At 69.8% G+C, this 13339-nt stretch carries 8 protein-coding genes; 6 read left to right on the top strand and 2 right to left on the bottom strand.

What is annotated here, in order from left to right:
• The first annotated feature begins 6 nt into the window (after positions 1-6).
• The 4 genes from G361_RS0130485 (at position 7) to G361_RS0130470 (ending at position 7336) form a co-directional block, all read left to right on the top strand.
• Positions 7-369 carry a helix-turn-helix domain-containing protein gene (locus G361_RS0130485; RefSeq protein WP_231387130.1) on the top strand — a complete coding sequence of 121 codons (363 nt, stop codon included), beginning with the start codon at positions 7-9 and terminating at the stop codon, positions 367-369.
• An 81-nt stretch (positions 370-450) separates the two neighbouring features.
• Positions 451-1563, top strand: a complete 1113-nt coding sequence (locus tag G361_RS0130480; RefSeq protein WP_019930933.1) for a hypothetical protein — start codon at positions 451-453, stop codon at positions 1561-1563.
• Positions 1563-2357, top strand: a complete 795-nt coding sequence (locus G361_RS0130475) for a hypothetical protein (protein ID WP_019930932.1) — start codon at positions 1563-1565, stop codon at positions 2355-2357. The genes G361_RS0130480 and G361_RS0130475 overlap by 1 nt, the downstream gene beginning before the upstream one ends.
• A gap of 137 nt (positions 2358-2494) precedes the next feature.
• A complete protein-coding gene (locus G361_RS0130470) occupies positions 2495-7336 on the top strand; it encodes an NAD-glutamate dehydrogenase (RefSeq protein WP_052172886.1) in 4842 nt (1613 codons plus the stop codon).
• Positions 7337-7429: 93 nt separating this feature from the next.
• Here G361_RS0130470 and G361_RS0130465 read toward each other — a convergent pair whose 3' ends face one another.
• Positions 7430-8470, bottom strand: a complete 1041-nt coding sequence (locus tag G361_RS0130465; RefSeq protein ID WP_019930930.1) for an SPFH domain-containing protein — start codon at positions 8468-8470, stop codon at positions 7430-7432.
• A gap of 230 nt (positions 8471-8700) precedes the next feature.
• Here G361_RS0130465 and G361_RS0130460 point away from each other — a divergent pair, with 230 nt between their 5' ends.
• Together G361_RS0130460 and G361_RS0130455 are read left to right on the top strand one after the other, a co-directional pair.
• Positions 8701-10212, top strand: a complete 1512-nt coding sequence (locus G361_RS0130460) for an amino acid permease (RefSeq protein WP_019930929.1) — start codon at positions 8701-8703, stop codon at positions 10210-10212.
• A 192-nt stretch (positions 10213-10404) separates the two neighbouring features.
• Positions 10405-12804: a serine/threonine-protein kinase gene (locus G361_RS0130455; protein ID WP_231387129.1), complete on the top strand. Its 2400-nt coding sequence runs from the start codon at positions 10405-10407 to the stop codon at positions 12802-12804.
• 12 nt (positions 12805-12816) lie between these two features.
• Here the strand turns inward: G361_RS0130455 and G361_RS0130450 are convergent, their stop codons facing one another.
• On the bottom strand, positions 12817-13203 hold the full coding sequence (locus G361_RS0130450; protein WP_019930927.1) for a DUF1707 domain-containing protein: 387 nt from the start codon (positions 13201-13203) through the stop codon (positions 12817-12819).
• Positions 13204-13339: the final 136 nt, after the last annotated feature.

The raw sequence follows: 13339 nt of genomic DNA, 5'->3' as shown, positions 1-13339 counted from the left end.
ATCAATGTGGAATCGGAATTCTCGCAGCCGGAAGGCGCACTGGATGATTCGCCCGGTGTCCTCGAGAATCGCGGCGGCGCGGACGCACTCAGCCCTCGGCAGGCCGCTGCCGCCGTATTCTCCAGTCGCCTCTCGGAATTGATCGCCGAATCGGTGGTGTCCACCGAGGACGGCTCGACTCGATCGCTGACGTTGTATTCGCTGGCACAGCATCTGGAGCTGGCGTACCCGGATGTGCCTGTCTCGCAATCGGGTCTGTATCGGCTCATTCACGGGGAAGCGATACCGCGGCTCGATTTGATCATCGCACTGGCTCGGGTGTTCGACGTGCCGCCGGAGTATTTTGTGACTGCCGAGAAAAAGCGCTGACGCGTTTCCGGGCTGATCGACTTCCCGCTGCTGGGAATGTAATTCACCGTTTTGCGGCCCGCGCCGGATACGATCCGGAGTATGCCCGCCGACGCGTCGGGAGACGTTTTTCTCCGCCACCGGGACGTGGTCCTGGACGCGCTGTTGTCCGATCCCGCCCTGGGGCCCACGGGGGTGCCCGACCCGGTCTCCGGCCCGGGTTCCCGTCCGGCCTCCGGTGCGGTGGTCGCTCCCGGTTCGAGGCCCGCGGCGGTCCCGCCGGGAGGTTCCGGCGAGACCTCCGGTCCGCTGTTCGCCGCACCGGTGTCCGGCGAGCCGGTGATCGATCCGGACGCGGCGAACGCGCTGTTGTCGCCGCGCGCGCCGGACGGCCCGAAGGCGAGCGAGCGAATCCTGGCGTTGCTCAACGGAACCACGCCGGACAACGGCAGTTCGGCGATGAACCTCGGGACCGAGTTCTCGCAGCGTTACGGTGCGACGTCCCCGGCGGAGGCGGAGCCGGCGGATCCGCCGAAACCCGATCCGGCGGCGGCGAATCGGTCCACGGCGGCCCCCGGGACCGGACAGGTGCTCATCGCCCGACTCCGCCGGCCGAAGGTCGCCCTGATTCTCGTGGCGGTGGTGGCGGTGGCCTTCATCATCGCGCTCGTCACCACCTCCGGCGGCGGCTCGCAACCCTCCGGTCCGGTCTACATCGCCACTTCCGGTGCGGCACAGGCTCCGTCGTCGGCGGCGCCCGCGCCGACCTCCGTGGCCTCCTCGGCGCTCACGGCGAAGTCCGCCACGGCGCACTGCCCACCGGGCAGCACTCCCGGGATGGACGCGTTCGCGGGTCAGGGCAAGGCCTGGTCGTGTGTGCGGGCCTTCAAGGTCGACGGGCAGGTGCTGACCATCGACCTGGGCCGCACCTACCAGATCGACTCGATCGGGATCGTGCCGGGCTGGGACAGCGTCGGCACCGACGGTGTCGACCAGTGGACGAAATATCGTACGGCGAGCCGGGTTTCGTACAAGTTCAACGACGCGTCCAACACCGTGTACACCCAGCAGACGCTGGATCAGCGCGGTCTGGTGGTCACCAAGATGAGCTCGCCGCTGACCGCCTCCAAGGTGGTGCTGACCGTGCTGGAGTCGAAGGGTGACCCCACCGCCAACACCGTCGCCATCTCCTCGATCGTGATCACGGGACACTGATGATCGGCGAATTGATCTGCCAGTACTGCGCACATCGCAACGGGAGTGCCGAATCGCGGTGCGCGCATTGCGGTGCGCCGCTGGCCGCGACCCTCGTCCGCGAGGCCGCCACCGGGATCCGGGACGCGGCGGCCGTCGCCCGCGAGGCCGAGGACGTCCGCCGCATACCGCGCGAGGCCGGGGCCGCCGGGGCGAGCCGGTTGGCCCGCGAGGCCGGCATGCTGGCGCATTCACTGGCACCGCAGGAGAAGTCGGCCGACAAGGCGGATCCGGCGCCCGGCAACCGGCTCGAGGCGCTGATCGAGCGCCGGCTGGAGAACCTGGGCTGGCCCGCGGTCGCGGTCGTCCTGGCCGTGCTGCTGGTGGCGGCCCTGCTGCTGATCCGGGGCTGCTCGTCGCTGGATATGCCGGTGGTAGGCCAGGTTTCGGCGGCGGAGGCGTTACCCGCCGCACTGCACACGGCGGCCTCGTGCGCGGCGCTGCCCGGTGGTGGCGCCGGGGACCGGTGCACGATCCCGGCGACCAGTGCGCTGCTGGCCGGCGCGCTGACCGGCGGCCAGGAGCTGAGTTTCAGCCTGCAGGTGCAGCGTCCGGACCAGTTGTCCGCGACCGTCGCCGCCTGGCGCGCCGGTGGGGGCGTGGTGCTCGCCGACGGCACCGTCTTCGTCGGCATCGGCCCCTCGGCCACCGTCCGATATGCCGACGCCCGCACCGGGATCCGCATCGAGACCACGACGTTCAGCGGCCGTGCCGCGGCGCAGACCTTCCTGAACCGCACCGGTCTGGTGCAGTGATCCTGCCCACCGCGGCGCGATGATCCCGTATTCCCGCCAGTGATGCTGCCCACTTTTAATGCGCCGCTAAACAACGGTACGTTAGTCGTTGTAGCATTGGAACGCGAAGGTTCCGGCACTCGGGAAGGTGTGGATCGATGGTTGCAGGCACTGGGCACTCGACGACAGGGACCGTGTTCCGCGACGATCCCACCGATCTGGAGGCGGCCTACTTCCGCGGTATCCGGCCCGGGGCGGCGCCCGCGATCACCGGCCGCGCGGCCGAGATCTTCGCGGCGCACCGGGATCTGGCGCAACTGCGGGAGCCGGGCACGGCCGCGGTCCGGGTGTACGCGCCCGGCGACGGCAGTGGCCTCGACGCCGCGGTCCAGATCATCAACGACGATATGCCGCTGCTGGTCGACGCGGTGACGGCCACCCTGCGCCGGCGCGGCCTGGCCGTCGCCGACGTGGTGCACCCCGTCTTCGACGTGGCGCGCGCGGCGCGGGGCCGGCTGCGGGCGGTGGTGCTCGGCGACGAGCGGCGGCCCGCGGCGGCGAGCCGGTCCACCGGCACGCGCACCGTCCGGGAGTCCTGGATGCACGTCCAGCTGGGCGGCTGGCCGGCCGGTACGGTGGCCGCCGACCTGGAACGCGAGCTGGCCGGCGTCCTGGAGTCGGTCCGGGGTGTCGCCGACGACACCTCCGCGATGCTCGCGGCGTTCGGCTCGGTGGCCGATCGGCTCGATACCGCCGGTACCGCGGCGGGCGCCGAACTGCCCGAATCCGCGCGGCTGCTGCGCTGGCTGGCCGGCGGGCATTTCACCGTGCTCGGCTACGGCTACTACTGCCGTCCGGCGGACGCGACCGACGACACCGGCGCCTGGCAGGTGCCCGGTACCGGTCTCGGGGTGCTGCGCGATCCGGCGGCCGGCGTCGCGATCCCGGCGCTGGGTGAGCAACGCCCGGTGCTGCGGATGACCGCGGCGGGGGAGTCGGCGCTGCCCGTCTCGTCCGAGCTGTACGCGATCGGGGTCGCCGATCTCGAAACCAATGCCACGACAACGGATTCCGACGACCACGGCCGGGTGCGCGGCCGGCACGTGTTCATCGGCGCGCTGACCGTGACCGGACAGCACGAGGACATCCTCGACATCCCGGTCATCTCGCGCCGGGTGCGGCAGGTCATCGAGGCGGCCGGAGTCGACCTCGATTCGTTCTCCGGGCAGGCGATACTCGAACTGCTGCAGACCTTTCCGCGCAGCGAGCTGTTCGCCGCGGATGCGCGCCGGTTGTCCGACACCGTCACGGCGGTGATGAATCTCGGTCGCTCACGCGGGATCCGGCTGTTCCTGCGCCGGGACGCGCGCACCGGTGCGGTGTACTGCCTGGTGTATCTGCCGCGGGACCGGTACTCGACCGAGACCCGGCGGCGCATGCAGGACATCCTGCTCGCCGAATTCGACGGCGAGCAGGTCACCTACTCGGCCCGGGTCACCGATTCCGACCTGGCCGCACTGCTGTTCACGGTGCACCGGCTGCCCGGCGCCGGTCCGGCCGACGTCTCCGAGGCCCGCCGGGATCGGTTGCAGGGCGAGCTGTTCGGCGCCGTCACCACCTGGGTGGACCGCTTCGTCGACCGCGCCCGCCGCACCGCGTCCGGGGCGCTGTCCGCGTCGATGATGCGGCAGTACGCCGACGGTTTCCCGCTCGGCTATCAGCAGGAGCACGAGCCGGACCGGGGGCTGGCCGACGCCGTGCGGCTGCACCGGCTGGCCGTGGGCGAGATCGATACCGATCTGCACCGCCTGCCCGGTGATCCGGCCGACCGCCGGCGGTTCACGCTGTACGTGGCCGGCGCCGAGGTCTCGCTGAGCCGGGTGCTGCCGGTCCTGCACAGCCTCGGTGTGGAAGTGGTGGACGAGCGGCCGTACCGGATCGGCCAGCCCGACGGCATCCCGCGCTGGATCTACGATTTCGGCCTGCGGCTGCCCGCCGCGCCGGCTGCCGACGAGGCGGCCGAAAGCGATGTGCGACAGCTATTTTCGGCCGCGTTCCAGGCGATGTGGTTCGGCCGCACCGAGATCGACGGGCTCAACGAACTGGTGCTGTGCGCCGGGCTGTCCTGGGATCGGATCGCGATCCTGCGGGCCTACGTGAAATATCTGCGGCAGGCCGGATTCACCTACGCCGGTGCGACCGTCACCCGGGTGCTGCTCGCCCACGCGGCGGTGGCCCGCTCGTTCGCCGACCTGTTCGCCGCGCAGTTCGATCCGGACGCGGACCCGCAGCGGGCCGCCGAGTCGGCGCAAGCGCTGTCGGAACAGGTGGCCGCCGAGATCGACGCGGTGGTCGGCCTGGACGCCGACCGGATCCTGCGCGCGGTGCACGGCCTGATCGCCGCGACCCTGCGCACCAACTACTTCCGGCGCGACGCCGCCGGGAATCCGCCGGAATACCTGTCCTTCAAGTTCGATCCGCGGCAGATCGCCGAATTGCCGCGTCCGCGTCCGCAGTTCGAGATTTTCGTGTATTCGCCGCGGGTGGAGGGTGTGCATCTGCGGTTCGGTGCGGTGGCGCGTGGTGGGTTGCGGTGGTCGGATCGGTTGGAGGATTTCCGGACGGAGATTCTGGGTTTGGTGAAGGCGCAGGCGGTGAAGAATGCGGTGATCGTGCCGGTGGGTGCGAAGGGTGGTTTCGTGGTGAAGCAGCCCCCTGCGCCGACCGGTGATCCGGTCGCCGATCGGCAGGCACTACAGGCGGAGGGCATCGCCTGCTACCGCACCTTCATCTCCGGACTGCTCGACCTCACCGACAACATCGATCGCACGACGGGGCAGACAGTGCCGCCGCCGCGCGTGGTGCGCCGCGACGCCGACGACACCTATCTGGTGGTCGCGGCCGACAAGGGCACCGCGACGTTCTCGGATATCGCCAATGATGTTGCGGGACAGTACGGTTTCTGGCTCGGCGATGCCTTCGCGTCGGGCGGCTCGATCGGCTACGACCACAAGGCGATGGGGATCACCGCGCGTGGTGCGTGGGAGAGCGTGAAGCGGCATTTCGCCGAGTTGGGTGTCGACACCCAGTCCGCGGACTTCACGGTGGTGGGTGTGGGGGACATGTCCGGCGACGTGTTCGGCAACGGCATGCTGTTGTCCGAGCACATCCGCCTGGTGGCCGCGTTCGACCACCGGCATATCTTCGTGGATCCGGATCCGGTGGCGGAGAGTTCGTTCCGGGAGCGGCAGCGGATGTTCGAGTTGCCGCGGTCCTCGTGGGCGGACTACGACACGTCCCTGATCAGCGCGGGCGGCGGCGTCTGGCCGCGCACCGCCAAGTCGATCCCGGTGAGCCGCGAACTGCGGGCCGTCCTCGATCTGCCCGGCCACATCACCGAACTCGCACCGCCGGAACTGATCCGGGCCATTCTCCTGGCCCCGGCGGACCTGTTCTGGAACGGCGGCATCGGCACCTACATCAAGGCGAACGCCGAGACCAACGCCGACGTCGGCGACAAGTCCAACGACGCGGTCCGGGTGAACGCCGATCAACTGCGGGTCCGGGTCATCGGCGAGGGCGGCAACCTGGGGGTGACGCCCCTGGGCCGCATCGAGTTCTGCGCGCACGGCGGCAAGTGCAACACCGACGCCATCGACAACTCCGCCGGTGTCGACTGCTCCGACCACGAGGTCAACATCAAGATCCTGCTCGACGGCGCGGTGGCCGCCGACGAGCTGCCCGCGATCGAACGGACCGGCCTGCTGGCCTCGATGACCGACGAGGTCGCCGGACTCGTGTTGCGCGACAACATCTCCCAGAACCACCGGCTCGGCCTGTCCCGGGCCGGCGCGGTGGAACAGGCCCCGGTGTACCGCCGGGTGCTCAACGAACTGGAACAGCGCCACGGCCTGGACCGGCGGCTGGAGGCCCTGCCCGCCGACGCCGAGCTGGAGCGCCGCATCGCGGCCGGAACCGGGCTCACCTCACCGGAATTGAGCACGATCCTGGCGCATGTGAAGCTGGCGCTGAAGGCCGACCTGCTCACCGGGGATCTGCTCGACGGCACCGCCTTCGCCGGGGTGCCGACCGGATATTTCCCGGTGCCGCTGCGGGATCGGTTCGCCGCCGGGATCGACCGGCACCCGCTGCGCCGCCAGATCGCGGCGACCTCGGTGATCAACGATCTGGTCGACCACGGCGGTATCACCTTCGCCTTCCGGCTGGCCGAGGACACCGGCGCCGACACCGCGGATGTGGTGCGGGCCTTCACCGCCACGGCCGAGATCCACGATCTGCGCGAGCTGTGGTCGCGCATCCGGACCACACCGATGCCCGCCGCGGCGCGCTACGCGCTGGAGGCCGAGACGATCCGCACGCTCGACCGCACGTCGCGCTGGCTGCTCGCCAACCGGCCGCAGCCGATCGCGGTCGGCGCCGATATCGCCCGCTACCGCGCCGGCGTGCGGGCACTGGCCGGCCGGGTACCCGCCGAACGCGGTGACGCGCAACGCCGTTGCGCCGACTGGATCCGCCGCGGCGCACCCGAGGCGCTGGCCGGTGCGGTCGCCGGACTGCTGCACCGATCCGTCCTCCTGGACGTGCTGGACCTCGCCGAGATCGCCGATCGCGACGCCGCCGAGGTGGCGGATCTGTACTTCGCGCTCGACGGGCACTTCGAGATCCAGCGGCTGGTCGACGCCGCCGACGAGGTGGAACACGGCGACCGGTGGCACACCCTGGCCCGGCTCGCGGTCCGCGACGATCTGTACGGATCGCTGCGCTCGCTGACCCTGGACGTGTTGTCCGCCACCGATTCCGGGGAATCGGCGGCCGAGAAGATCGCCTACTGGGAGTCGATCAGCCGCTCGCGGCTGGCGCGCTCCCGGGCCGCGCTGGCCCAGATCTTCGCGCTCGAGCACTACGATCTGGCGACCCTGTCGGTGGCGGCCCGGCAGGTGCGCGGCATGGCCGGCGGCGCCGAGGCCACGGTGATCTGACCGGACGGCATTCGGCCCGGGTGACCGCGATCGGTCACCCGGGCCGAGGTCCACCGCACCCGGCCGAGGGGAAGGCCGGGTGCGGTGGTGGTTTCAGCGCGGCGTCGCGGGAGTGCCGCAGTTGCCGCAGAATCGGGCGCCGGCCGAGAGTTCCGCGCCGCAGTCGGTGCAGTGCCGGGGCAGCGCGGCGAGCAGCGAATTACCGCAGTGCATACAGAATTTGGCGCCCGGCGGATTGGTGGTGCGGCAACCGCCGCACACCGCCCCGCCGGCCGGTGCGGGCGCCGTGCTCTGCACCTGCGGCTGGATCGCGTTCAAACCCAGTGCGGCGCCGAGGAATCCGGGTGCCGCGGCCCCGCCGCCGTGCGCCAGCCCCTGTCCCGCGCCGAGCGCCAATTCGCCCGCGGCATAGGGCTGGAACCCACCGGCGAGCCGAATGTAGGTGACATCCTTGGCCAGCCGCTTGAGCCGGTCGGAATCCTCGGGGGCCAGGGTGATGTCGAAGTTGCCCATCCGCGGGATGCGCAGCCCGTACTCGTAGAGCGTGATGTTGGTCTGCTGCAACACCGCCGCCTCGATCGGCGCCAGGAATCCGGCCAGGCCCAGCACCTGCCAGTCACCCTTCGAGATGCCTTGGGTGACGGCCACTTTCATCGACTTCATCAGCATCTCGGCGGCCCAGGACTGGAGGGCGCCGGGGTCGGCCAGATCGGTGGTGCCGGTCAGCGTCGCGATCAGTTGCTCGGGATCGCGCACGGCGAGGGCGAATTCGCCGAACACCCGCAACGTCACCACCTGCTCGCTGGCCGGATCGGTGATGTCGGCCAGCCGCCCGCCGAACTTGACGCCCGGGAACTCGCGGGTGGAGACGAAATACAGTTCGGCGCGATAGAAGTTGCCGCCGGTGAGGCCGTCGACCAGGGCGCCGAGGACCGGGAGCTCCTCGGCATCGATGCGATGCCGGCCCGGTCCCATACTGGCCATCACCCGGCCGGACTTCACGAACAGCGCCAGCTGGTCCGCGTCGACCTGAGCGCGGCTGTAGCGGCGCAGATTCTGATCCGGCCACTTGTAGATCAACTGATGTTTGCGCTCGTCGGGAACGGCGATGAACTCCCGCTCGAACCAGGCCATGCGCGCCTCCCTCGTCGTGCGGCCCCACCGTCGCACCCGGCGCGGCCGACCCGTAACCGGGCGAGCGTACCGCTATTCATCGGCACCATCAATGACTGAGTTCCCGGTCACGGGGATACTCCACCTGCACGTTTCCAGCGTGTTTCGTTTGTGGCCCGGTATTGAATGTGCCGTTGTTTGACGGTACATTCATGACAGATATGATCGCCGTCACGTGAAAGGTTCACGTCATGACCACAGTTCGACCCCCCGACACGACCGCAGCGGCGGCGGCTCCGGCCGACGCGTTCGCCGCCGAGGACGCGGGCTACCACAAGGCGCTGCGTCCGCGGCAGTTGCAAATGATCGCCATCGGCGGCGCGATCGGCACCGGCCTGTTCCTGGGCTCGGCCGCTCGGCTGCACAGTGCGGGACCTGGCCTGTTCATCGTGTACGCGGTGTGCGGCATCTTCGTGTTCTTCATACTCCGGGCCCTCGGCGAGTTGGTGCTGCACCGGCCGTCCTCCGGCTCGTTCGTGTCCTACGCACGCGAATTCTTCGGGGAGAAACTGGCTTTCGCGGTCGGGTGGATGTACTTCTTCCACTGGTGCATGACCGGCATCGTCGACATCACCGCGATCGCCACCTACGTGCACTTCTGGGGTGCGACGCATGTGATACCGCAGTGGGTGATCGCGTTGATCGCGCTGGCCATCGTGGTCAGCATCAACCTGATCTCGGTGAAGTGGTTCGGCGAGCTGGAGTTCTGGGCGGCGCTGATCAAGGTCGTCGCGCTGGTGGCCTTCCTCGTCATCGGCGTGGTGTTCCTCGCGGGCCGGTTCAAGCTGGAAGGCCAGGTCACCGGACCCTCGGTGATATCGCATCACGGCGGGCTGTTCCCGACCGGGCTGCTGCCGCTGGTGACCGTCACGACCGGTGTCGTATTCGCCTACGCCGCAGTGGAATTGGTCGGCACGGCGGCCGGTGAGACGGAGAACCCGGAGAAGATCATGCCGCGGGCGATCAACTCCGTCATCGCCCGGATCGCGCTGTTCTACGTCGGCTCGCTGGTGCTGCTGGCCCTGCTGCTGCCGTACACCGTGTTCAAGTCCGGCGAGAGCCCGTTCGTCACCTTCTTCTCGAAGCTCGGACTGCACGGGGCCGGCTCGATCATGAACCTGGTGGTGCTGACCGCGGCGTTCTCCAGCCTGAACGCGGGCCTGTACTCCACGGGCCGGATCCTGCGCTCGATGTCGATGAACGGCAGCGCGCCGAAGATCGCCTCGCGGATGTCCAGCACGGGTGTGCCGTACGTCGGCATCCTCGCCACCGGCACCATTGCCCTGCTCGGTGTCGGCCTCAACGCGATGGTGCCGGACAAGGCGTTCGAGATCGTCCTGAACATGTCGGCGCTGGGCACCATCGCCGCCTGGACCGCGATCATCGTCTGCCAGTTGCAGCTGTGGCGCTGGTCGCGCGCCGGACGGGTCGAGCGTCCCTCGTTCCGCCTGATCGGCGCGCCGTACACCAGCATCGCCACCCTGCTGTTCCTGGCCGCCGTGGTGGTGCTGATGGCCACCAGCGACGACGACGTGCAGCGCGGTGCGGTGATCGCCATGGTCGTGGTGGTGGTCCCGGCCTTCGTGATCGGCTGGTTCTTCGCCCGCAAGCGGGTGCAGGCCGTGGCCGCCGAGCGGGTCGGCTACACCGGGCAGTTCCCGGTGCTGGCCGAGCGTCCGCTCGCCGAGGAGGGCAAAGAGTAAGGGGTACGCCGCCGGCTCACGCCGGCGGTAACCGAATTCCGATCCGCCCCGCGTAGCCGCGGGGCGGACCTGTTCCCACGGTGGGGAAATCATGCGGGTGCGCAGCGGACCTACGCAGACCAGAATGAGGGCTCGACTCAACGGTGCCGGGCTCGAGAGGTTCCTATGCCGGACCAATCATCCGATCACACGGTGGCACATCCGTGGGTGGATCGGCGGATGCGCGGCACCGAGGTGGCCGCGAACGATCCGACGTCCTGGGTGCCCCGATACCAGCCCGACGCCGCGGTCCAGGCCAACCCCTGGTCGCGCCGCGTCGTGGTGGAGGCCGGGCCCACCGAACTGCTCGCCCGCCATGCCCCGGCGGCGCTCGCGGATCCGGCGGCCGCGGTGATGCCGGATATGGCCGAATTGTTCGGCGACGCAGTGGAACTGGACGAGAACGGCAATTCCGCTCGGGCCACCCGGGCGCGGGCCGGCGCCTGGCGGCTCGGCGCCGGACTCGTGGAACTCCCACGGGTGCACACGGAGTCGCCGTTGGCGGCGGTGCTGCCGAATCCCGAAGTGCCCGAGGACAAACGGTTCTGCTGGCGCTGTCAGGCGCCGGTGGGCCGCACCGACGGCCACGGCCCCGGGCCGGTGACCGGCGACTGCGCGAAGTGCTCGGCCTCCTTCAATTTCCGGCCCGCGCTGCGGCCCGGTGATCTGGTGGCCGAGCAGTACGAGGTGCAGGGCTGCCTCGCCCACGGCGGGCTCGGCTGGATCTATCTCGCGGTCGATCGCAATGTGAGCGATCGCTGGGTGGTACTCAAGGGATTACAGAATCCCCAGGATTTCGAAGCGCATGTGGTCGAGGTCGCCGAACGTCAATTCCTTTCGGAAGTGACACACAGCGGGATCGTGAAGATCCACAACTTCGTCAAACACCGATCGGTACGCGACGGGGCCGACGGCTATATCGTCATGGAATATGTCGGCGGCCACTCGCTGAAGACGATGCTGGACGAACGCGGGGAACATCGAATTCCCGTGGCGGAGGCCATTGCCTATACGATGGAAATCCTGCCGGCCCTCGATTATCTGCATTCGTTCGGGCTCGCCTACAACGACCTGAAGCCGGACAACATCATGGTCGGCGAGGACGAGGTCAAGCTGATCGATCTGGGTGCGGTCGCGGCGGTGGAATCGTACGGGAGTATCTACGGCACGCCGGGCTATCAGGCGCCGGAGATCATCGAGACCGGGCCGACCATCGCCTCCGACATCTACACCGTGGGCCGCACCCTCGCGGCGCTGGTGCTGGATCTGCCCCGGGACCCCAACGGCAACTTCCTGCCCGGACTACCGGCCCCCGCGGAACAGCCGCTGCTGCAACGCTATCCGGCGCTGTATCGCTGCCTGCAGCGGGCCACCGATCCGGATCCGGCCCGCCGGTTCCCGTCGGCCTATTCGATGCACTCCCAGCTGGCGGGCGTGCTGCGCGCGGTGCTGGCCATCGACACCGGCCGCGAGCATCCTCAGGCCTCCATCGAATTCGGCACCATGCGTGGCGATTTCGGCGTCGAGACGCTGATCGACGGGACCGATCGGATGCTCGACGGCAGTGAGGCCGCCCCGGAACTGGACGCGTTCGCGGTGGCCGCGGCGCTGCCGGTGCCGCTGATCTCGCCCGACGATCCGAGCGCCGCCCTGCTGTCCACCCTGCTGCACAGCGATCCGCGGCATGCGCTGGATTCGCTGCGCCGCACTGCGGATCGCATCGTCACCGGCACCATCGCGGAGCCGGCGTCGTTCGAGCTCGAGGGCACCCTGACCGCGGTGCGCGCGCATCTGGACCTGGGCCAGACCATGCAGGCGTGCGCGCTGCTGGCCGATCTGCGGCCCAAATACGGCGCGGACTGGCGCATCGAGTGGTTCGTCGGCCTCGCGGCGCTGCTCGACGGGTATCACGACCGCGCCTACCGGCACTTCGACGCGGTGCAGACCATGCTGCCCGGCGAGATCGCCCCGACGCTGGCGCTGGCGGCCAGCGCCGAGCTGACCCTGCAGGACCGCGCCGACCGCGGCGCGACCGATGCCGCCGACTGGCACGCGATCGCCGTCGACAGCTATCGGCGGGTGTGGCAGATCAACCACGGGGTGGTCAGCGCGGCCTTCGGGCTGGCGCGGCGGCTCGCGGCCGACGGCGATCTGCTGGGTGCCGTGGCGGTGCTGGACCGGGTGCCCTCGGCGTCCCGGCACTATGCCGTGGCCCATCTCACCGGGTCGTTGTTGCTGGTCTCGCGGCCGGTCTCGGAGATCACCGAGGCCGATATCGCGACCGCCGCGGCGCGGCTGGCCGCGCTGCCGGGCGAGTTGCGGACGGTCCCGCTGCGGGTCGTGGTGGTCGGCGCCGCCCTGGAATGGGTGCGGGCCGGCGGCCAGCCGTCCCGGCCGGACGCGAGCCTGCTCGGATTCCGGTTCAGCCTGCCGGAACTGCGCCGCGGCCTGGAGACCTGCCTGCGCTCGCTGGCGCGGACGGTGCCCGAGCCGGCGCATCGCTACCGGCTCGTCGATCTGGCGAATCAGGTCCGGCCGCGCACCCGTTGGTGAGCGGCCGGGCGGTCAGAACTCCGCGGCATCGTCACGCTGCCGCAGCCGCGTGACCAGCGTGACGATCGGCGGCACGGCGAACAGCACCAGCAGCAGCCAGTACCCGCTGCCGAACAGGACGGCCAGCACGATCGCGAGCACCACGATCGCCGCGACCGCGGTCGCGGTGGCCGGCAGGGGATTACCGGGGGTGTGCGGCGCCGGCGGGGGAGCCTCCGCCGCCGGCAGATCGGTGAACAGCGGGGCCAGGTCGGCCCTGGTGTCCGCCGCGGCCGCGAGCGCGGCCCGGCGGTCGAATTCCGGCAGCGCGAGCCGGCCCGCGCTGAAATGCTGGGACAGTTCCCGGAGCGCGCGTTCCCGTTCCGCGACACTCACCCGTACGCTCGGCAGGTCGGTCATGCGAAAAAGCGTAGACGGCTCCGCGCCGCGCGCATTTCCACGGACGGGAAGTCCACTCGCGGCGATATTTTCGAGCAATTTCCGTGCTGAAAAACGGAAGTCCGAGGAAACGTGTTCTCGTCCTCCCTCCGCCGAT

This window comes from Nocardia sp. BMG111209 (genome assembly GCF_000381925.1).
GTDB lineage: Bacteria > Actinomycetota > Actinomycetes > Mycobacteriales > Mycobacteriaceae > Nocardia.
Note: the sequence above shows the minus strand (reverse complement) of the source record. Positions and strands in the feature narration are given on the sequence as shown.

What these genes read in the sequence shown, in the direction of transcription:
- G361_RS0130480 (WP_019930933.1), top strand. Translation starts at nt 451, where the DNA reads ATGCCCGCCGACGCGTCGGGAGACGTTTTTCTCCGCCACCGGGACGTG.
- G361_RS0130475 (WP_019930932.1), top strand. Translation starts at nt 1,563, where the DNA reads ATGATCGGCGAATTGATCTGCCAGTACTGCGCACATCGCAACGGGAGT.
- G361_RS0130470 (WP_052172886.1), top strand. Translation starts at nt 2,495, where the DNA reads ATGGTTGCAGGCACTGGGCACTCGACGACAGGGACCGTGTTCCGCGAC.
- G361_RS0130465 (WP_019930930.1), bottom strand. Translation starts at nt 8,470, where the DNA reads ATGGCCTGGTTCGAGCGGGAGTTCATCGCCGTTCCCGACGAGCGCAAA.
- G361_RS0130460 (WP_019930929.1), top strand. Translation starts at nt 8,701, where the DNA reads ATGACCACAGTTCGACCCCCCGACACGACCGCAGCGGCGGCGGCTCCG.
- G361_RS0130450 (WP_019930927.1), bottom strand. Translation starts at nt 13,203, where the DNA reads ATGACCGACCTGCCGAGCGTACGGGTGAGTGTCGCGGAACGGGAACGC.